Genomic DNA, 22,638 nt, shown 5'->3' on the forward strand with positions numbered 1-22,638 from the left:
CGGCGGGCAAGCGCGGGCAGCGAGTTGCGCGACGCCTTCTGCTGGAGCTGCTTCGCCAGCTGGGCGCGCTTCTCGGGGGTCAGCGCTGCAAGCTTCTTCTTGATGTCGCTCATGTTGAATGGCTCGTCCGTGCTGGATGCGGCACTGCGCGCTACGAACTCCGACCTCGTGTCAGGCGCTCAGGGCGCCCGGGGCTTCCTTGCCGCCCGTCGCCTTGTCGGAGACGAGCTGGCCGGACTCGAGGTGGATGACCCGGTCCGCGAGATGGAAGTACCGGTCGTCATGGCTGATGACGACCACGGCCTTCCCGCGTCCCTTCAGGTCGAGGAGGATCTGCTTGTAGAACACGTCCTTGAACGTCGGGTCCTGGTCGGCGGCCCACTCATCGAAGAGGTAGACGGGGCGGTCCTCCAGGTAGGCCGTCAGCAGCGCGAGCCGCTTGCGCTGTCCCTGGGAGAGCGTCAGCGTCGACAGCTTGCCGTCCGCTTCGATGGTCACCTTCTTGTCCAGGTGCAGGTGCTCCAGGTAGCGGTTGGCCTGCTGGAGCAGCTCGGGCGAGGAGATGCCCAGCAGCTTGTCGAAGAGGAAGAAGTCGAAGAAGACGGCGGAGAAGAGCTGGCGGTAGTCGTCCACGGCCTCGGGCGTCGTGACGGGGCGGCCGTCCACGCGCAGCTCGCCGCTCTCGGGCGTGTAGAGGCCGGTGAGCAGCTTCGCCAGGGTCGTCTTGCCGCTGCCGTTGCCGCCAACGAGGAACAGCAATTCCCCGCGGTGCAAGGTCGTGGTGATGGGGCCCAGGGTGAACTTCTCGCCGTCCCGCTCGTTGCGATAGGTGTGGGTGACACCGGCCAGGTCGATGCGCTCGAAGTCTCGCGGTGGCTCACGGACGGCCTGGGTGAGCGCGGCCTCGACGGAGAACTCGGGCGTCAGCTTGAGGCCGAGCTTCTCGATGTGCGCCATGGCCACCTCCGCCCGGCGCAGGCTGTGGGCGCAGTTCACCACGGCGTTGAGGGGCTGCTGGAGGTACAGCACCACGAGCACCGCGCCCATCACCTCCGCGGGGGAGATGGAGGTGTAGCGGGGCACCACCAGCAGCATGATGCCGATGGTGAGGGTGTACACGGACATGCCCCAGCTTCCCGCGATGGAGAAGGTGTCATCCGTGCGCAGGTACAGCTTCCCCACGGTGCGGGCGAGCGGGCCCAGGTCGTTGTCGTAGAAGTCGCGGCGGCGCTGGCGGTTGAGCCGGAACTCCTTGGCGGCCTCGGCCAGGGAGAAGAAGCGCCGCAGCAGCAGGGTGCTCTCCTCGCGCGCCTGCTCCTGGTAGCGCTGGCCCAGGCGCGACGGGAGGGCGAACGTCAGCTGCCCCACGACCATGAAGGAAAGGCCCAACAGGCACAGGGGCCACGACAGCCAGCCCAGGTAGCCGAGGCCGCCCAGGATGAGGGAGCTGCTGATGAAGACCTCCGGCAGCATGACGACGCCGGTGGTCAGGGTGGCGATGTCCTGCATGAGGGAGGACAGCATGCGGTGGGCCCCCGCCTCCTCCATCGTCCGCAGCGACGTGGAGAGCAGGTGACGGCTGAGCCACAGGCGCAGGTCCAGGAGGATCTTCTGCTGGAGCCGGTTGATCATGAGCCCGGAGCCCATGCGCGTCAGCAGGGCCGCCACCGCCACGGCCACGAAGGTCATGGCGATGTCGCTCACGGAGGACTGCGTGCTCGCGGCGAGGGCGTGGTGGATGAGGCCGAGCAGCGACGCGCTGCTGATGCCGGACAGCACCCCCAGCACCAGGGTGAGGACGGCCAGCCGGGTCGACTTGCGCAGCAGGATGAGCAGCAGGTTCATAGGGCTTCCACCATTTCGTCCAACTCGGAGGCGTCTACCTTCTCCGCGAGGGCTTCCAGGACGAGGTTCGTCATGCCCTCCACGGTGGGTTGCTCGAAGAGCCCGCGCAGCGGCAGCTCCACTTCGAATGTCGAGCGCACGCGGGCGATGAGCTGGGTGGCGAGCAGCGAGTGGCCGCCCAGCTCGAAGAAGCTGTCATGGATGCCCACGCGCTCCACGCGGAGCACCTCGGCCCAGATGTCCGCGACCTGCTGCTCCAGCTCGTCGCGCGGTGCCACGTACGGGCGCAGCGACGCACGCGCTTCCGGTGCCGGCAGGGCGCCGCGGTCCAGCTTCCCGTTGGGGGTGAGCGGGAGGGCATCCAGGCGCACCAGCGCGGAGGGCACCATGAAGTCCGGCAGCCGCTGCAGGAGGTGCGTGCGCAGTGCGCCCAGGTCCAGCGACGCGTCCGCGGTGACGTAGCCGGCCAGGCGCTGGTCGCCCGGCGCATCCTCGCGCACCAGGACCACCGCCTCGTGCACGCCGGTGAAGGCGCGCAACGTCGCCTCGACTTCGCCGAGCTCGATGCGGAAGCCGCGCAGCTTCACCTGGGCATCGAGCCGGCCCAGGTACTCCAGCTCCCCGGAGCCCAGCCAGCGTGCCCGGTCGCCCGAGCGGTACATGCGCATGCCAGGGGTGGTGGAGAAGGGGTCGGGCAGGAAGCGCTCGGCGGTGAGGTCCGCGCGGCGCACGTAGCCTCGCGCGAGCCCCACGCCGGAGATGAACAGCTCGCCGGGCACGCCCACGGGCACGGGCCGCAGCGTGTCGTCGAGCACGTACAGCCGCGTGTTGGCCCAGGGCTGGCCCAGGGTGGGGCGCTCGGCGTTGACGGAGCCACGGGTGATGGCCGCGCAGATGGTGGCCTCGGTGGGGCCGTAGGCATTGAGCAGCGTGCGGCCCGTGCTCCAGCGGCGGGCCACCTCGGGCGACAGGGCCTCACCGGCGGAGATGACCGTCTCCAGCAGGGGCAGGCCCTCGGGCTGGAGCTGGGCGAGCACCGACGGCGTGAGGGTGATGGCGGTGATGCGCTGCTCCACCAGCAGCGAGCGCAGGGGCTCGTCGGGCAGCAGCCGCTCGCGGGGCGCGAGCACGAGGGTGGCACCGGCCAGCAGCGTGGCGAAGACCTCCATGACGGAGGCATCGAAGCTGGCGGCGGCGTACTGGAGGACGCGGCTGCCCGGGTGGAAGCGGTGGGCGATGGCGGCGGCCGAGGCGCTGGCGCACAGGCCCCGGTGCGTCAACAGCGTGCCCTTGGGACGGCCGGTGCTGCCGGACGTGTAGATGATGTAGGCCAGGTCGTCCGGGAGGCAGCGCGGGGGCAAGGCGTCCACGGGCTCCTGGGCGGCGAGGGGCGCCTCGGCCTCCACGGTGAGGATGCGCACGGAGGCGGAGGAGAAGCGCTCCGCCATCGCCGCGCGTGTCACCAGCAGGGTGGCGCCCGAGTCCTCGAGCATGAAGGCCAGTCGCTCGGACGGGTACGTGGGCTCCAGCGGCAGCCACGCGCTCCCGGACTTGAGGATGGCGAGCAACGCGGTGACGGACTCAGGGGAGCGTTCCAGGCACAGCGCCACGGGGATGCCCGGGCCCGCGCCAGCGGCGACGAGGCGCCGGGCCAGCTGGTTGGAGTGCTCGTGGAGCTGCCGGTAGGTGAGGTGCGTGGCGCCGTCGGTGAGGGCGGGCGCGTCGGGAGCGCGGGCCACCTGCTCCTGGAAGAGGAGGTGGATGAGCGACTCGCGCGCCAGCTCCTCGCGCCGCGAGTCGTTCCAGTGAGTGAGGACCTGCTCGCGCTCCTCGGCGGTGAGCAGGGGCAGGTGCGCGAGCGGACGCTGGGGCTCGGCGAGGGCGCCTTCGAGGAGGACCTGGAAGTGGGCGACGAGGCGGCGGACGGTCTCCTCGCGGAAGAGGTCGGTGCTGAACTCGGCCTGGCCGGAGAGCCCGTCGGGCGTGTCGGCCATGGAGAGGGTGAGGTCGAAGCGCGAGGTGGCCAGCTCCGAGTCCAGCGGCCTCAGCACGAGGTCACCGGCCGGGGGCATCGAGGCCTTCTCCGCCGCGTTCTGCAAGTTGAACATCACCTGGAAGAGCGGCGCGCGGCGGGTGTCGCGGTTCGGCTGCAGCTCGTTGACGAGCTTCTCGAAGGGAACATCCTGGTGGGAGTAGGCGCCCAGCGTGGCCTCGCGGACCTGGGCCACGAGCTGGGTCAGCGAGGGACGGTCCTCGAAGCGCGAGCGGAGGGCCAGGGTGTTGACGAAGAAGCCGACGAGCCCCTCCAGCTCGGCGAAGCGGCGGCCGGCGATGGGGGAGCCGACGACGATGTCGTCCTGGCCGGAGTAGCGCGACAGCACGGCCTGGAAGGCGCCGAGCAGGGCCATGAAGAGGGTGACGCCCTCCTTCTGGCAGAAGGCCTGGAGCTGGCGCGAGAGCGCGGTGGGGAGCTGGAAGTGGAAGGCGGCGCCGCGGAACGACGGCGTCGCCGGACGGGCGAAGTCCGTGGGCAGCTCCAGGGCCTGGGGCGCTCCGGCGAGGTGCTGCTTCCAGTACGTGAGCTGCGAGTCCAGCGCCTCGTCCTTCAGCCAGCCGCGCTGCCAGACCGCGTAGTCCGCGTACTGGAGCCGAGGCTCGGGAAGCGGCGACGGCTGGCCGGCGGAGAAGGCCCGGTAGAGCGCATCCATCTCGCCCACGAGCACGTTCATGGACCAGGCGTCGGAGACGATGTGGTGCATCGTCAGCAGCAGCGCGTGCCGCGTGTCCGCGAGCTTCAGCAGCGTGGCCCGCAGCAGCGGACCGGTGGTCAGGTTGAAGGGACGCGCGACCTCCTCGGTGAGCAGTCGGCGGGCCTCGCCCTCGGAGTTCTCGATGCCCGTGAGGTCCACGAGGGCGAGCGGGAAATCCACCGGCGGGTGGAGGACCTGGACGGGCGTGCCACCCTCGTCACGGAACGTGGTCCGGAGCGATTCGTGGCGGCGGAGCAGCTCCGTGAAGGCGTGCGTCAGGGCCGGGGCGTTCAGCGCACCCTCGAGCCACAGCGCGAGCGGGAGGTTGTAGGTGGACAGGCCCGGCTGGAACTGATCCAGGAACCACAGGCGCTGCTGGGCGAAGGACAGCGGCGGTGCGGAGTCGCGGGAGGCAGGCCGCAGCGGAGGCAGTGCGAGCCCGTCAGCGGTGCGAGGCGCGGCCTGGATGTGCGCGGCCAGCGCGGCGACAGTGGGAGCTTCGAAGAGGGCACGCAGGGGCACGTCCACACCGAAGACGGAGCGGATGCGAGACACGGCCTGGGTGGCCAGCAGGGAGTGGCCGCCCAGGGCGAAGAAGTCGTCCAGCGCTCCCACCCGGGGGACGCCCAGCACGGAGGCGTACAGCTCGGCGAGCTGCTGCTCCAGTGGAGTGCGAGGCTCGACGTAGGAGGGGCCGGAGGAGAGCAGCGCCTGCGTGGGGGCGGGCAGCGCCTTGCGGTCCACCTTGCCATTGGGCGTGAGGGGGAAGGCGTCCAGCGAGACGAAGAGCGAGGGCACCAGGTGCTCGGGCAGCTGGTGACGGGCCCAGTCGCGCAGGGCGCTCGCGTCGAGGGTGCGGCCGGACTGGGGCACCAGCCACGCCACCAGCCGTCCGTCGCCGTTGCTGTCACGGTGCACGCCGGCCACGGCCTGGAGGACCTCGGGGTGGCTGGAGAGTGCGGCTTCGACTTCTCCCAGCTCGATGCGGAAGCCACGCACCTTCACCTGGAAGTCGGCGCGGCCGAGGAAGTCCAGGGTGCCGTCATGCCGCCAGCGCGCCAGGTCTCCGGTGCGGTACATGCGGCCGCCGGGCGTGGAGGAGAACGGGTCCGGAATGAAGCGCTCGGCGGTGAGGTCCGGTCGGCGCAGGTAGCCACGCACGACGCCCTCGCCGGAGATGAACAGCTCTCCAGGCACACCGACGGGCACCGGCTGGCCACGTCCATCCAGCACGTACAGGCGGGTGTTGGCGATGGGAGTGCCGAGGGAGACGGTAGCCGTCGCGTCGGAGTCCTTCACCCGGTGGGTGGAGGACCAGACGGTGGTCTCCGTCGGGCCGTACATGTTGGTGAGGGCCGTGTGAGGAAGGACGGCGCGAAGCGAGCGGGCCAGGGCACCGGGCAGGGCTTCGCCGCCGACGAGCAGGTGACGCAGCGAAGCCAGCGCGGAGACGGACTCGGGAGCCAGCACCAGGGTGCGTGCGAAGGAGGGCGTGCACTGGAGGTGCGTGACGGCGTGGCGGCGCAGCACCTCTGGCAGCGAAGGCGCCTTCCCGCCACGCGAGGCGGCCTGCTCGTCATGCAGGACGACGTGCAAGCCGCGGCTCAGCGTCCACAGCAGCTCCAGGACATGGATGTCGAAGGAGATGGAGGTGACGGCCAGCCACGTGCCGGCGGAGGCGGCCTCCAGCAGCCCATCCATGGAGGCGAGGAAGTTGGCGGCGGTGCGGTGGGGCACCATGACGCCCTTGGGCAGGCCGGTGCTGCCCGAGGTGTAGATGACGTACGCCAGGTGCTCCGACTGAGAGGCCCCCGGCGCCACCGTGGCCTCGGCATCCCCGGTGGAGTCCTCGAAGCGCAGCACCGACAGGCCCTCGCCAGGCACGGTGCCAAGGAGTGCCTGGTGCGTCAGCAGGACGGAGGCACCGGAGTCGCGGAGCATGTACGCGAGTCGGTCGGCGGGGTAGCTCGGGTCCAGTGGGAGGTAGGCGCCGCCCGCGTGGAGGATGGCGAGGAGTCCAGCCACCATGTCGCAGGAGCGCACGGCGCACAGGCCCACGGGCATGTCGGGGCGAACGCCCAGCGCCTGGAGGCGGCGGGACAGGTTTCGGACACGCTGGAGGAGCTGTCGATAGGTGAGCTGCTCCTCACCGGAGGACAGGGCGAGTGCGTCCGGAGTGCGAGCCGCCTGCGCTTCGAACTGGAGGTGCAGCGGCGTGGCCTCGAAGGCCCGGGCGGTGTCATTCCACCCGACGAGCAATTGCTCGCGCTCATCGGTCTCCAGCAGCGGAATGGCGGACAGAGGCAGGAGCGGTTGTGCCAGCGCGCCTTCGAGCAGCGTGGACAGGTGCGCGGAGAGCCGCTCGGCGGTGCGAGGCAGGAAGAGGCGGGTGTTGTAGTGGAGCGTACCCGCGAAGCCCTCGGGCGACTCGCCTACCGCCAGCTCGAGGTCGAACCGGGAAAGGGTGCCCTGCGTCTCGACGGGAGAGATGCGAAGCTCGGTGTCCTCCAGGGACGGGAGCGGCTCGCTCTGGAGCGAGAAGTAGGCCTGGAAGAGCGGGGACCGGTCCATCGCACGTGCCGGCGCGAGCGACTCGACGAGCTTCTCGAAGGGGATGTCCTGGTGTGACTGGGCCCCCAGCGTGGTCTCACGCACCCGGGCCGCCAGCTGCGTCAGCGACGGCTGGTCATCCAGCCGCGAGCGCAGGGCGAGCATGTTGACGAAGAAGCCGATGATGCCGTCCATCTCGGCGAAGCGACGGCCGGCGATGGGCGAGCCCACGACGACATCGTCCTGGCCGGAGTAGCGCGACAGCAGGGCCTGGAAGGCGCCCAGCAGGGCCATGAAGGGAGTCACGCCCTCCTTCAGGCAGAACGCGCGCAGGGACTCGGACAGCGAGCGGGAGAAGTGCAGGGGCACGGATGAGCCGTGGAAGGTCTGCACCGGGGGCCGAGCGAAGTCGGTAGGCAGCTCCAGGGACTGGGGTGCTCCGCGGAGATGCTCGCGCCACCAGGAGAGCTGTGCCTCCAGTGCCTCGTCCTTCAGCCAGCCTCGCTGCCACAGGGCCACGTCCGCGTACTGAAGCGGCAGCTCCGGCAGGGGTGAGGGGCGTCCCGTCGAGAAGGCCCGGTAGAGCGCATCCATCTCACGCACGAGCACGCCCATGGACCAACCGTCGGAGACGATGTGGTGCATGGTCAGCAGCAGCACGTGCTGGGTCCCCGTGAGCTTCAGGAGCGTGGCGCGGAGCAGCGGGCCGGTGGACAGGTTGAAGGGGCGAGACAGCTCTTCGGTGGCCCGGCGCGTGACCTCGGCCTCACGGTCCTCGCGACCGGTCAGGTCGACGAGGGGAAGGACGAACGGCGCCGGAGGCTGGATGACCTGGACGGGCGTGCCGCCTTCGTCGCGGAAGACGGTGCGCAGGGGCTCGTGGCGACGCACCAGCTCCGTGAACGCGTGCTCCAGGGAGCCGGCGTCGAGCGGGCCCTCCAGGCGCAGCGCGGAGGGCATGTTGTAGTGCGCCGTTCCGGGCTGGAGCTGGTCGAGGAACCACAGGCGCTGCTGCGCGAAGGAGAGCGGCAGCGGCTCTCCGGTGCGCGGCACGGCCACGGGAGGAGGAGGCGCCGTGCCCGGGCCGGACTTCATGGCGGCGTCGACTTCGCGAGCCAGGCCCTGAAGCGAGCCGGCTCCGAACAGGCTGCGCAGGGGCAGCTCCACGCCGAAAGCCGTGCGCACCCGAGCCACCAGCTGCGTGGCGAGTAGCGAGTGACCGCCCAGCTCGAAGAAGTTGTCGCGGAGGTCGACGCGCTCGACGTGCAACAGCTCCGACCACATGGCGGCGAGCTTCTGCTCCACCGGGTTGCGAGGGGCCTCGTACTCACGGGTCTGGGACGCCCGTGTCGTGTCCGGAGAGGGCAGGGCGGCGCGGTCCACCTTGCCGTTGGGCGTCAGCGGCAGCGCGTCCAGCACGGAGATGACCGCGGGCACCATGTGCTCGGGCAGCGAGTCCTTGAGGAAGGCCCGCAGCACGGAGGACTCCGGCGCTTCACCGTCCTGGGCGACGACGTAGGCCACCAGCCGCTTGTCGCCCGGCGCGTCCTCGCGCAGCGCGACCACGGCACCAGCCACCGAGGGGTGACGCAGCAGCGCCGCTTCGACTTCACCCAGCTCGATGCGGAAGCCGCGCAGCTTCACCTGCTCGTCGATGCGGCCCAGGTATTCCACCTCTCCATGGCCCAGCCAACGCACCTTGTCGCCCGTGCGGTAGAGGCGAGCGCCTGGCGTGGAGGAGAAGGGATGCGGGACGAAGCGCTCCGCCGTCAGCTCCGGCCTGCCGTGGTAGCCACGCGCCAGGCCGGGGCTCGCGACGAAGAGCTCGCCGGGCACGCCGACGGGCACTGGCTGCAGGGCCGAGTCGAGCACGTACACCTGCACGTTGTCCCAGGGACGGCCGATGGTCAGCCGCTCCGGGTTGACGGGCCCGGTCGTGATTGTGGCGCAGACGGTGGTCTCGGTGGGGCCGTAGGCATTGAGCAGCGTGCGGCCCTCGCCCCAGCGCCGGGCCAGCTCGGCGGGCAGTGCCTCGCCGGCGGAGATGATGGTGCGCAGGTGCGGCAGGCCCTCGGGCTTGAGGTGCGTGAGCACCGAAGGCGTCAGGGTGACGGCCGTGATGCGCTGCTCGTCCAGCAACGTCCGCAGCGGCTCATCGGGCAGCAGCCGGTCCTTGGGTGCGAGGACGAGGCAGGCACCGGCCAGCAGGGAGGAGAAGACCTCGCAGACGGCGGCGTCGAAGCTGGAGGCGGCGTACTGGAGGACGCGGCTGGCGGGGTGGAAGCCGTGGGCCTTCACCGCGGCGAGGGCGGTGTTGGCCAGGCCCCGGTGGGCCAGCAGCGTGCCCTTGGGCTGTCCGGTGCTGCCGGACGTGTAGATGCTGTAGGCGAGGCTGTCCTCGGTGACCTGGGGGACGGGATTGTCCTCGGACAGGCGCTCGATGGAGTCCCAGTCCGAGTCCAGCCGGACGACCAGCCGGCCATGGGCGTCGAGCGAGTCGGCGATGGAGTCCTGCGTCAGCAGCAGCGGCGCTCCACAATCCTCCAGCATGTAGGCCAGGCGCTCGGCGGGGTAGCTCGGGTCGAGCGGGACGAAGGCGCCGCCGGCCTTGAGGATGCCGAGCATGGCGACGACCAGCTCAAGGGAGCGCTCGACGCAGAGGGCGACGCGCACCTCGGGGCCGACGTAGCGCTGGCGCAGGAAGTGAGCGAGCTGGTTGGCGCGGCCATTGAGCTCGGAGAAGGACAGGGACGTGTCCTCGAAGCAGAGCGCCGGTGCGTCCGGCGTCAGCTCCGCCTGGGCCTCGAAGAGCTGAACGACGGTGGCCTCGGAGCGGGCCACGGTGGGGCCTGCCCAGTCGACCAGCAACGCCTGCCGCTCCTCGGAAGTGAAGAGGACCAGGGAGTCGAGGCGCGAGTCCGGAGCGGAGACCGCGGAGTCGAGCAGGGAGCGCAGGTGCTCCAGCATGCGAAGCATGGAGGCCGCGTCGAACAGGTCGACGTTGTATTCCAGCGCGCCCTTCAGGACCCCCTCGGCCTCTGTGACCCAGAGGGTGAGGTCGAACTTGGCCACGGCCGTGTCCGAGGGAAGCGTCTTGAAGACGAGTCCCGGCACCGCCAGCTCGTTCACCCCGATGTTGTCCAGCGAGAGCATGACCTGGAACAGCGGTGAGCGGCTGAGGTCACGCTGGGGCTGGAGCGACTCGACGAGCTTCTCGAAGGGCACGTCCTGGTGGGCGTAGGCGTCCAGGGTGGTGCGCTTCACCTGGGCCAGCAGCTGGCGGAAGGAGTCCTGCCCCCGCACCTGCGAGCGCAGCACGAGGTTGTTGAGGAAGACCCCCACCAGCCCCTCCAGCTCGGCGCGACCTCGGCCGGCGATGGGAGAGCCGACGACGATGTCCTGCTGACCGGAGTAGCGGGCCAGCAGCGTCTGGAGCGCGGCCAGCATCGTCATGAAGAGGGTGGACCCCTCTTGCTGGGCCAGCGCGTGAAGCGCGCGAGTCAGCGCCGGGGAGAGCTGGAAGGACTCGCGGGCGCCCCGGAAGGACTGGATGGCCGGGCGAGGCTTGTCGGTGGACAGCTCCAGCGTCTGGGCTCCCTGGAGCTTGTTGCGCCAGTAGGAGAGCTGGGCCTCCAGGGCCTCATCCTTGAGCCAGCCGCGCTGCCACAGGGCGTAGTCGGCGTACTGGAGCGAGGGCTCGCTGAGCGGCGAGGCCTGGCCCGCGCAGCAGGCCTGGTACAGCGCGCTCATCTCGCGCACCAGCACGCTCATGGACCAGCCGTCGGAGACGATGTGGTGCATCGTCATCATCAGCACATGCTGGGTGTCGGTGAGCCGCAGCAGGCAGGTGCGCAGCAGCGGGCCGGTGGCGAGGTTGAAGGGCCGGCGGGCCTCCTCGTGCACCAGACGCAGCACCTCTGCCTCGCGGTCCTCCGGCGTCAGGGTCCCGAGTTCCACCACCGGCAGGGGAAGCACCCCGGCCTCATGGATGAGCTGGACCGCGCCCTGCGAGTCCTCGGCGAAGGTGGTGCGCAGCGACTCGTGGCGGCGCACCAGCTCCGAGAAGGCTCGCTCCAGGGAGCCTACGTCGAGTGAACCCTCCAGCTGTAGTGCGAGCGGGACGTTGTAGCTCGGGCTGCCCGGCTCCAGCCGATCGAGGAACCACAGGCGCTGCTGCGCGAAGGACAACGGCAGTCTGCCGGTGCGGTCGGCGGGGTGGACCCGTGGGACCGGGCTGACCTGTTGCTGCTGGGTGAGGGACTCCAGGCGCGGCGCGAGCTGCGCGATGGAGGGGGCGTCGAAGAGATCTCGCAGCGGGACTTCCACGCCGAAGGTGGCTTCCAGTCGGGCAACGACCTGCGTGGCCAGAAGTGAGTGACCGCCCAGCTCGAAGAAGTCGTCGTGGACGCCGACGCGCTCGACATGCAGCAGCTCCGCCCACATGGCCGCGAGCTGTCCCTCCAGTGGGTTGCGAGGGGCCGCGTACTCACGGGCCTGCGAGGCCAGTGCCGTGTCGGGAGAGGGCAGGGCGGCGCGGTCCACCTTGCCGTTGGGCGTCAGCGGCAGTGCGTCCACCACGGAGATGACCGCGGGCACCATGTGCTCGGGCAGGCGCTGCTTGAGGGCCGTACGGAGGACGGCGGCGTCCAGCGTGTCGCCATCCTCGGCCACGACGTAGGCGACCAGGCGCTTGTCGCCGGGAGCGTCCTCGCGCACCACTGCGACGGCCTCGCGCACGGAGGGCTGCTGCGCCAGGAGGGACTCCACTTCACCCAGCTCGATGCGGAAGCCGCGCAGCTTCACCTGCTGGTCGATGCGGCCCAGGTACTCCAGCGTGCCGTCAGCCAGCCACCGCACCTTGTCTCCGGTGCGGTACAGGCGCGCGCCAGGAGTGGTGGAGAAGGGGTTGGAGACGAAGCGTTCCGCACTCAGTCCAGGCTGGCCGAGGTAGCCGCGAGCCAGGCCCACGCTGTCCACGCACAGCTCGCCCGGCACGCCCACCGGCACCGGCCGCAGTGAAGCGTCCAGCACGTAGACGCGCACGTTGGCCCAGGGCCGGCCAATGGTCAGGCGCTGTCCCGGAGTGAGCGGTCCCGCGAGGGTCGCGCACACGGTGACTTCAGTGGGGCCGTAGGCGTTGAGTAGCCGCACGCGGTTGCCCCAGCGCTCCACCAGCTCCGGCGTGCAGGACTCACCGGCGGAGATGAGCGTCTGAAGCGCGGGGAAGTCCTCGGGCTCCATCTGCGCCAGCACGGAGGGCGTCAGGGTGACAGCGGTGATGGCCTCGTCGCGCAGCAGGGTGCGCAGGGGCGCGCCGGGCATGAGGCGCTCGCGAGGCGCGAGCACCAGGGTGGCGCCCGCTAGCAGGGCACCGAAGATTTCAGCCACCGAGGCGTCGAAGCCAAAGGCGGCGTACTGGAGCACGCGGCTGTCGGGCGTGAAGCCATGCTCGCATGCGGCCGTCAGTGCCGTGTTGCACAGGCCGCGATGCTGCAACAGCGTGCCCTTGGGCCGCCCCGTGCTGCCCGAGGTGTAGATGATGTACGCGAGGTTGTCCGCGCCAGCTCCGCTCTCGAAGGCGACTTCAGGCTGAGCGGCGATGAGGGCGGCGTCCGCATCGAGCAGGACGAGCTGCTCGCTGCCAGCGGGCAGCTCGTCGGCGATGGCCTCGGTGGTGACGAGGACAGGAGCGGCGCAGTCACGCAGCATGTACGTGAGGCGCTCCACCGGGTAGCTGGCATCCATGGGCACCCAGGCGCCGCCGGCCTTGAGGATGCCGAGGATGCCGACGACGGTGTCCAGGGAGCGCTCCACGCAGAGCGCCACGGGCACCTCGGGACGGATGCCGAGGGTGCGCAGGTGGTGCGCCAGTCGGTTGGCGCGCGAGTCGAGCTGCGAATAGGTGATCGACTGGCCCTCGAAGCGTACGGCGACGGCGTCCGGGCTCAGCGCGGCCTGGGCCTCGAAGAGATGATGGGCGCAGGCGTCGCGCGGGAAGGTGCGCTCGGTGGCGTTCCACTCCACCAGCACCTGCTCCTGCTCCGCCTCGGCCATGAGGGGCAGCGCGGAGAGTCGCGCTTCCGGCCGGGCCGCCGCCGCCCGCAGCACCGTGCCCAGGTGCTGCAACATGCGGTCAATCGTCGCCGCCTCGAAGAGGTCGGTGCGGTACTCGCAGCCACACTCCAGGCCCTGCGCCGTCTCCATGATGGAGAGCGTGAGGTCCAGGCGCGACGTGCCGGTCTCCACATCCTCGGTGCGCAGGGTGAGCCCCGGCACTTCCAACGCGGAGGCGGGCTGGTTCTGGAGGACCAGCTTCACCTGGAAGAGGGGGTTGTGACCCCGGCTGCGCTCGGGATTGACGGCCTTGACCAGCTCCTCGAAGGGCAGGTCCTGGTGGGCGTAGGCGCCCAGGGTGGTCTGACGGACCCGGCCCAGCAGCTCACGGAAGGTGGGGTCACCGTCCAACCGCGCGCGCAGGGCGAGCTGGTTGATGAAGTAGCCGATGAGGCCTTCGGTTTCACCGTGGTGCCGGTTGGCGATGTCGGTGCCGACGACGAAGTCGTTCTGACCGGAGTAGCGGGCGAGGACGACCTCGAAGCCCGCCAGCAGGGTCATGAAGAGGGTGGTGCCTTCGCGGCGGCAGAGCGTGTGGAGGGACTCGGCCAGCTCCCGGGGCAGCAGCCGCCCCACCCGCGAGCCCTTGAATCCCTGAACGGCGGGACGCGGGAAGTCGGTGGGCAGCTCCAGCACGGGCGCCGCACCGGCGAGGTGCTCGCGCCACCAGGACACCTGCGCATCCAGCGCGGCGTCCCTCAACCAGCCACGCTGCCAGTCCGCATAATCCGTGTACTGGAGGCGCAGCTCCGCCAGGGGCGAGGGCTGGCCCGCGCGGAACGCCTGGTACAGCGCGCTCATCTCGCGCACGAGCACACCCATGGACCAGCCGTCAGAGACGATGTGGTGCATGGTCAGCAGCAGCACGTGCTGGGTCTCGGAGAGCTTCAGCAGGCGGGTGCGCAGCAGCGGACCGGTGGCGAGGTTGAAGGGTCGGCGCGCCTCCTCGCGCGTGAGCCGGTGTGCTTCAGCCTCTCTCGCCTCCGGCTCCAGTGCCGTCAGCTCCACCACGGCCAGTGCCAGGGGCTTGGGCTCATGGACGTGCTGGACGGCGCCCTGGGCCTCTTCGGCGAAGGTGGTGCGCAGCGACTCGTGACGGCGCACCAGCTCCGTGAAGGCGCGCTCCAGGGAAGCCACCTCCAGCGTGCCCTCCAGCCGCAGCGCGAGGGGAATGTTGTAGTTCGGGCTGCCTGGCTCCAGCCGGTCGAGGAACCACAGCCGCTGCTGCGCGAACGACAGTGGCACCGCGCCGGTGCGGGGAAGGGGCTTCAGGGCCGGGAGTGGGCTGGCCTCGTCCTGCCGGGTGAGGGCTTCCAGACGCGGCGCGAGGCGCTCGATGGAGGGCGCGTCGAAGAGCTCTCGCAGCGGCACCTTCACGCCCAGGGTGGCCTGGATTCGCGAGACGAGCTGCGTGGCCAGCAGCGAGTGGCCGCCCAGCTCGAAGAAGTCATCGTGGATGCCGACGCGCTCGATATGCAGCACGTCCGCCCAGATGGCGGCGAGCTGCTCCTCCACCGGGCTGCGGGGCGCCACGTACTCATGGGCCTGGGCAGCCAGGGCGCTGTCTGGAGAGGGCAGTGCGGCGCGGTCCACCTTGCCATTGGCCGTCAGCGGCACCGCCTCCAGCACGACGATGGCCGCGGGAACCATGTACTCGGGCAGCCGCTGCTTGAGCGTGGTGCGCAGCGTGGCGGTGTCCAGCGTCTCGCCTTCGGCGGCCACGACGTAGGCCACCAGGCGCTTGTCTCCGGGGGCGTCCTCACGGACGACGGCCACGGCTTCGCGCACGGAGGGGTGCCATGCCAGGGCGGCTTCGACCTCAGCCAGCTCGATGCGGAAGCCGCGCAGCTTCACCTGGGCGTCGGCACGGCCGAGGAAGTCCAGCACGCCATCCTTGCGCCAGCGGGCGAGGTCTCCCGTGCGGTAGAGGCGGGCGCCGGGGACGTCCGTGAAGGCGTCGGGCACGAAGCGCTCGGCGGTCAGGGCCGGCTGCTCCAGGTAGCCGCGCGCCAGTCCGTCGCCACCGATGAAGACCTCACCCGGGACACCCACGGGCAAGGGCTGGCCGGAGGCGTCCAGCACGTACACCCGGGTGTTGCCGATGGGGCCGCCGATGGGCACCGCGCTGCCTGCCTGCGAGGCGTGGGTCAGCCGGAAGCAGGTGGCGAAGACGGTAGTCTCCGTGGGGCCGTAGCCGTTGGTGACGGGCACGCCCACGGTGTCCAGCACGCGGCGGACATGCGGCGCGCTCACGACATCGCCTCCGGTGAGCACCTGCTTCACCGTGCGCAGCGCTTCCAGGTTTCCATCCACCAGCTGGGTGAAGAGTCCGGAGGTGAGCCACAGGGAGGTGACTCCGGTGCGCTGGAGCAGCTCGCCCAGCTCTTCGAGCGAGGTGGCCTGGGGCGGCATCACCACCAGTCGCGAGCCGTGCAGCAGCGCGCCCCAGAGCTCCAGGGTGGAGGCATCGAAGGAGATGGGGGCGTTGAGCAGCCACGTCTCGTCAGGTCCGAAGCGTGCGAAGTCGACACCGAAGACGGTGCGCAGCACGGCACGGTGGGGCGTGCCGACGCCCTTGGGTCGGCCGGTGGAGCCGGAGGTGAAGTCGATGTACGCGAGGCTGTCGGGCAGCGCGGCCAGCGTCGGCGGGGTGGTGGGAAGCGCGGAGAGGGGGGCGTCCTCCAGCACCACGGTGGACAGTCCCTCGGCGGGCAGCTTCGGCAGCAGGGCCCGGGTGGTGATGAGCACGCGGGGGCGCGAGTCCTCCACCATCCCGGCGAGCCGCTCCCGCGGGTAGCCCGGGTCGAGCGGCACGTAGGCGCCACCCGCCTTGAGGATGGCCACCAGCGAGACGACGAGCTCTAGCGAGCGCTCGACGGCGAGGGCGACGCGCGAGTCGGTGGACACGCCCAGGGCGCGCAGATGGTGCGCGAGCTGGTTGGCGCGCGCGTCGAGCTGACGGTAGGTGAGGCGCGGGCCTTCGAGCTGACTGGCGAACTCGACGGCAACCTTGTCGGGATGCCGGGCCACCACCTGCGAGAAGACCTCGGGAAGGGTGGAGGCGCGCGGGTACTCGGCGGCGGTGGCGTTCCAGTCCACGAGCAGTTGCTTGCGCTCGGTCTCCGCCAGCATGGGCACGGAGGCCAGGGGCACGTCGGGCCGGGAGACCACGGCGGCCACCAGCGTCCGGAAGTGCTCCGCCATGCGCTGGGCGGTGTCCGCCTCGAACAGGTCCGTGTTGTAGACCAGCGTTCCGGCGTAGCCGTCTGGCGAGTCCACCAGGCTCAGCTGCAGCTCGAACTTCGCCGTGGAGGCTTGGGGCTCCAGCTCCCGCCGTGCGGACTCCACGCCCTGCTTCGTGGGCGCGAGGTCGGGCGTGTTCTGCAGGACGAAGAACACCTGGAAGAGGGGGCTACGGCCCAGGTCGCGCGTGGGCTGGAGCTCCTCCACCAGCCGCTCGAAGGGCACATCCTGGTGCGCGTACGCGCCCAGTGCCGTCTCCTTCACCTGCCGCAGCAGGCCGCGGAAGGAGAGGGAGTCCTCCACCCGGGCGCGCAGCACCAGGGTGTTGACGAAGAAGCCGATGAGGCCTTCCAGCTCACCGTGCTGGCGCCCCGCGATGGAGGTGCCGACGGGGATGTCTCGCTGGCCGGAGTACCGCGCCAGCAGCAACTGGAAGGCGGCGAGCAGGGCCATGAAGGGCGTGGCGCCTTCCTGCTGGCACAGTGCATTGATCGCGTCGGAGGTCGCGGGCGGCAGGCCGGCGAGCACCTGCGCACCCCCGAAGGTCTGCACGGACGGACGCGGCTTGTCGGTGGGGAGGGCCAGGGGCGTGAGGCCCGCCAGTTGCTGGCGCCACCACCCCAGTTGCTCTTCGAGCACCGCGCCTTGCAGCCAGCCGCGCTGCCAGACGGCGTAATCGGCGTACTGAAGCGGCAGCGGAGGCAGGGGCGAGGGCCTGCCCTGGGAGAAGGCTTCGTAGAGCGCGGTCACCTCGCGCACCAGCACACCCATGGACCAGCCGTCGGAGACGATGTGGTGCATGTTGAGCAGCAGCACGTGCGCGTCCGGGCCCAGCGTCCACAGCGTCGCCCGCACCAGGGGGCCGGTGGCGAGGTTGAAGGGACGCAGGGACTCCGCTTCGACCTGGCGCTGGAGCTGCCGCCGCGCGGACTCCGGCGAGAGGCCGCTCAGGTCCACCCGGTGGAGTGGCAGCTCGGCGCGGGGCGCGATGACCTGGACGGGCTGGCCCTCGTGCTGGACGAAGGTGGTGCGCAGGGCCTCGTGACGCTGCACCAGCGCTTCGAGGCTGCGCCGCAGGGCCTCCGGGTCGACGGGGCCCGCCAGCCACTCGAGGGCTGGCATGTTGTAGGCGGCGTTGCCCTGGCTGAACTGGTCGATGAACCACAGCCGCTGCTGGGCGAACGACAGAGGCAGCGGGCCCGTGCGGGGCACGGGAACGATGGCGGGAGCCTGACGCTGGGGCGCGGACTTGCGGGCGGCCTCGACGCGCGCGGCGAGCTCTCCGATGGTGGGCGCCTCGAAGAGGGCGCGCAGCGGCAGCTCCACGCTGAGCTTGGAGCGCACGCGAGAGATGAGCTGCGTGGCCAGAAGGGAGTGGCCACCGAGCGCGAAGAAGTTGTCGGTGACGCTTGCCTGGGGCAGCCGCAGGACGGAGCAGAACAGCTCCGCGAGGGACACTTCCAGCGGAGTGCGCGGGGCGATGAAAGCAGCCTCGCCACGGAGGCTCTGGGCGTCCGGCGCGGGAAGCTGGCGGCGGGCCAGCTTGCCGCTGGGCGTGAGGGGCAGCGCCTCCAGCGTGACGAACGCGGAGGGCACCATGTACTCGGGCAGCCGCTGCTTCAGGACGGCACGGAGTGCCTCGATGTCCACCGGCGCTGAGGCGCTGGCGTTGGCATCCGCCGAGGGAAGCAGCGTGGGCACGACATAGGCGACGAGGCGCTTGTCGCCGGGCACGTCCTCACGCACGACGGCGGCGGCGTCGCGCACGCCTGGGAAGGCGCGCAGGGCGGCTTCCACTTCACCCAATTCCACGCGGAAGCCGCGCAGCTTCACCTGGCCGTCGAGGCGGCCGAGGAACTCTACCGTGCCGTCGGCCTTCCAGCGCGCCGAGTCTCCGGTGCGGTACAGCCGCGCACCGGGCACGTCGCTGAAGGGGTGCGGGAGGAACTTCTCGGCCGTCAGCTCCGGGCGGCCGGAGTAGCCGTGCGCCAGGTGGGTGCCGCCGATGAACAGCTCGCCGGGCACGCCCACCGGGCAGGGCTGGCCGTGCGCGTCCAGCACGTAGAGCTGCGTGTGCGGTACGGGCGAGCCGATGGAGGGCAGGTGGGGCCAGGAGGCCGGAGCGCCTTGCAGGCGGAGGGCGGAGACGACGTGCGTCTCGGAGGGGCCGTACTGGTTCTCCAGCACGCAGCCGGGCAGCTTCTCGAAGAAGGCGACCAGCGAGGGCGTCACCTGGAGCTGCTCTCCGGCCGTCACCACCTCGCGCAGGGACGTGGGCAGGGTGGCGCCATGGGCAGCGGCGTCAGCCAGGGCCTGGAGGGCAACAAAGGGAAGGAACAGTCGTTCCACGCCGGTGCGCGCCATGAAGCCCAGCAGGGCGGGCATGTCCTGACGCAGGCCGCCGGTGGGCAACACGAGGGTGCCGCCGGCCCACCAGGTGGAGAAGAGTTCCTGGAAGGAGACGTCGAAGCTGAGGGCGGCGAACTGAAGGGTGGTGGCGTCGGGCTTGACGGACTGGCCCAACTGCCACGCCAGCAGATGACTCAGGGCGCGGTGAGGAAGCGCGACACCCTTGGGGCGGCCGGTGCTACCCGAGGTGTAGATGAGGTAGCAGGTGGCCTCGGGAGACACGTCCCGGGAGGGCGCGTGGGTCGGCTGACGGGCAATGGCGTCGGCCTCGGTGTCCACGGACACACGCCGGGCGCGCATCTCCGAGGGCAGTACGGAGGCCAGGTGCGACTGGGTGAGGACCACCGGAGCGCCGGTGTCCTCCAGCATGAAGGCCAGACGCTCGGCGGGATAGGACGGGTCCAGCGGCAAGTAGGCGGCGCCAGCCTTGAGCGTGGCGAGCACGGCGACGGCCATGTCGAGGCTCTTGTCGAGGCAGAGGGCCACGGTGCCACCCACGGGCACGCCCAGCTGCACCAGGTGGTTCGCGAGCCGGTTGGCGCGCGAGTCCAGCTCCGCGTAGGTGAGCGAGAGCGTGCCATCCGTGACGGCCACGGCGTGCGGCGTGCGCGCGGCCTGGGCTTCCACGGGACGGTGCACCGGCACGGGCGAGTGCGGCCCGCGCGCGGTGTCATTGAAGCCCACGAGGAGCTGGTTCCGCTCCTCGACTCCGAGCAGCGGCAGGCTCCAGAGGGGCTGGCCCGCCTCGGCCACGGCCGACTTCAGCAGCCGCACCAGGTGCGCGGACATGCGCTGCACCGTCGCCTCATCGAAGAGGTCGGTGTTGTACTCGAACACACCGGACAGCTCGCCGCCGAAGTCCGCGAGCATCAGGGACAGGTCGAACTTGGCGGTGCGGTTGTCCACTTCCAGCGGTCGCAGCGTCAGGTCGCCAGTGCCCGTCTCCCCGGCGGCCTGCTGCCTCGGAGCGTTCTGCAGGGCCAGCAGCACCTGGAACAGGGGCGAGCGGCTCAAGTCTCGTTCGGGACGCAGCTCGTCGACCAGCTTCTCGAAGGGCACATCCTGGTGGGCCTGGGCTCCGAGCGTCGTCTCGCGCACCTGGGCCAGCAACTCGCGGAACGTCATGCGAGGGCTCAGCCGGGCACGGAGCGCCAGGGTGTTGGCGAAGAAGCCGACAAGGTCTTCCAGCTCGGCACGCTGACGGTTCGCGATGGGCGAGCCCACCACGAGGTCGTCCTGGCCCGAGTAGCGGGAGAGCAGCACGCTGAAGGCGGACAGCATCGCCATGAACGGGGTGACACCCTCGCGCTGGCACAGGGCGAGCAGTGCCGACGACAGGTCCGCGCCCAGGGGCACCGGTACGGTGGCGCCGTGGTCCGTCTGCACGGGCGGGCGAGGCCGGTCCGTGGGCAGCTCCAGCGTCTGCGGCGCGCTTGCGAGCTGCTGCTTCCACCACGCCACCTGCCTGTCCAGCGCCGCGCCTTGCAGCCAGCCGCGCTGCCAGACGGCGTAGTCCGCGTACTGGATCGCCAGCGGGGCCAGCGGAGACGCAAGCCCGCGCGAGAACGCCGCGTAGAGCGCGCCCACCTCGTGCGCGAGGATGCCGTTCGACCAGCCGTCCGACACGATGTGGTGGACGGTGACGAGCAGGACATGGCGCCGCTCGGACAGGCCCAGCAGGGTGGCGCGCAGCAGCGGCGCGCGGGTCAGGTCGAAGGGCTGCCGCGCTTCAGCGATGGCGCGCCGCCTCGTCTCGGACTCGTGCTCGGACTCGGGCACGTGGCTCAGGTCCACCACTGTCAGCGGCAGCGAAGCCTCCGCGTGCAGGTGCTGGACAGGCTCTCCCTCCTCCTGGGCGTGGAAGGAGGTGCGCAGCGCCTCGTGACGGCGGACGAGCTCCTGGAGGCTCAGCTCCAGGGCCTTCACGTCCAGTGGCCCGTCCAGCTCCAGCGCGGAGGGGATGTTGTAGAAGGCGCTGCCTGCCTGGAGCCGGTCCAGGAACCACAGGCGCTGCTGCGCGAAGGACAGCGGCAGCGGCCCCGTGCGTGGCACCGGCACCAGTGGGGGCAGCTGAGCGCTTCCAGGATTCCGTTGCGCGGCCTCGACGCGCGGGGCGAGCCCGGCGACGGTGGAGGCCTCGAAGAGGGCGCGCAGCGGCAGCTCCACCCCGAACGCCTTGCGCACGCGCGAGACCACCTGCGTGGCCAGCAGCGAGTGGCCGCCAAGAGCGAAGAAGTCGGCCTCGACGCTCACGCGCTCCAGGTGCAGCACCTCGGACCAGATGGAGGCGAGCTGCTGCTCCATGGGCGTACGCGGTGCGACGTACTCCGTGGCTTCCGCCAGGTCCGGAGCGGGCAGGGCCCTCCGGTCCACCTTGCCGTTGGCGGTGAGGGGCAGGGTGTCCAGGCGCACCAGGGCGGACGGCACCATGTAGTCGGGCAGCCGCTGCTGGAGGAAGGAGCGCAGGGCGGCCATTTCCAGGGACTCGGATGCCGCGACATAGCCGACCAGGCGCTTGTCGCCGGGCCTGTCCTCGTGGACGAGGACGACGGACTCCCGCACCTCGGGGTGGCGGTTCAGGACCGCCTGCACCTCGCCCGGCTCGATGCGGAAGCCGCGCAGCTTCACCTGCGAGTCCACTCGGCCGAGGAAGTCGAGGGTGCCGTCACCGAGCCAGCGCACCAGGTCGCCGGTGCGGTAGAGGCGGGCTCCCGGCTCGGGGCTGAAGGCGTCGGGGATGAAGCGCTCGGCGGTGAGGGCGGGCTGGCCGACATAGCCGCGGGCCAGGCCGTCGCCGCCGATGAACAGCTCTCCGGGGACACCCACGGGCACGGGCTGGCCGTGCGCGTCCAGGATGTGCAGCCGCGTGCTTCCAATGGGCCGGCCGATGGGCACGGCGGCGTCAGTCCGGGCAGGGGCCGTCATGCGGAAGCAGGCGGCGAAGACGGTGCTCTCGGTGGGGCCGTAGCCGTTGGTGACGGGGATGTGCAGCGCTTCCAGCACGCGGCGCACATGCGGCGCCGACAGGACATCGCCTCCGGCGAGCAGCTGCTTCACGGGGCGCAGCGCTTCCAGGTTCCCATCCACCAGCTGGCTGAAGAGGCCGGCGGTGAGCCAGAGCGTCGTCACCCGGGCGTCGCGGAGCACCTGACCCAGCTCCTCCAGGGAGGGAGGCTGGGGCGGCATGACCACGAGGCGACCGCCGTGCAGCAGCGCGCCCCAGACTTCGAGCGTGGAAGCGTCGAAGGAGATGGGGGCGAGCTGGAGCAGCGTCTCGTCCGGCCCGAAGTGGGCGAAGTCGACGCCGAGGAGGGTGCGCAGGACGTTGCGGTGCGTGGTGCCGACGCCCTTGGGCCTGCCAGTGGAGCCCGAGGTGAAGTCGACGTAGGCCAGCGAGTCGGGGAGGGCGGAAGCCGGTGGCGGGTGCGAGGGCTCTGAGGTGAGCGGAGCCTCATCCAATACGACGGCGGCGAGGCCGTCTGCAGGCAGGCGGGAGAGGAAGGCGCGCGTGGTGACGAGGGCCTGGGGGCGGGTGTCCTCCACCATGCCGGCGAGGCGCTCGCGCGGGTAGGTCGGGTCGAGGGGCACGTAGGCCGCGCCGGCCTTGAGAATGGCGACCAGGGAGACAATCAGCTCCAGGGAGCGCTCGACGGCGAGCGCGACGCGGCCGTCGGTACCCACGCCCAGACGGCGCAGGTGCCAGGCGAGCTGGCTGGAGCGCTCATCG

Annotated in this window: 2 protein-coding genes (1 of these 2 only partly in view); both read right to left on the reverse strand. The window is 70.9% G+C overall.

Features of this window, described 5'->3' with window-relative positions; genetic code table 11:
- Window positions 1-171 precede the first annotated feature (171 nt).
- Entirely contained in the window at window positions 172-1,845 is a 1,674-nt protein-coding gene (locus G4D85_RS46170; RefSeq protein WP_164021100.1) for a cyclic peptide export ABC transporter, read from the reverse strand.
- On the reverse strand, window positions 1,842-22,638 hold the 3' portion of the coding sequence (locus G4D85_RS46175) for a non-ribosomal peptide synthase/polyketide synthase (protein ID WP_164021102.1). Its footprint extends 7,988 nt past the window's final position; 20,797 of the gene's 28,785 nt are visible here — the last part of the coding sequence; the start codon falls outside the window, past its right edge — the gene reads right to left on this strand; it ends in the stop codon at window positions 1,842-1,844. Before G4D85_RS46175 ends, G4D85_RS46170 begins: the two co-directional genes overlap by 4 nt.

It is taken from the genome of Pyxidicoccus trucidator, assembly GCF_010894435.1.
Taxonomy (GTDB): domain Bacteria; phylum Myxococcota; class Myxococcia; order Myxococcales; family Myxococcaceae; genus Myxococcus; species Myxococcus trucidator.

What these genes read in the sequence shown, in the direction of transcription:
- G4D85_RS46170 (WP_164021100.1), bottom strand. Translation starts at nt 1,845, where the DNA reads ATGAACCTGCTGCTCATCCTGCTGCGCAAGTCGACCCGGCTGGCCGTC.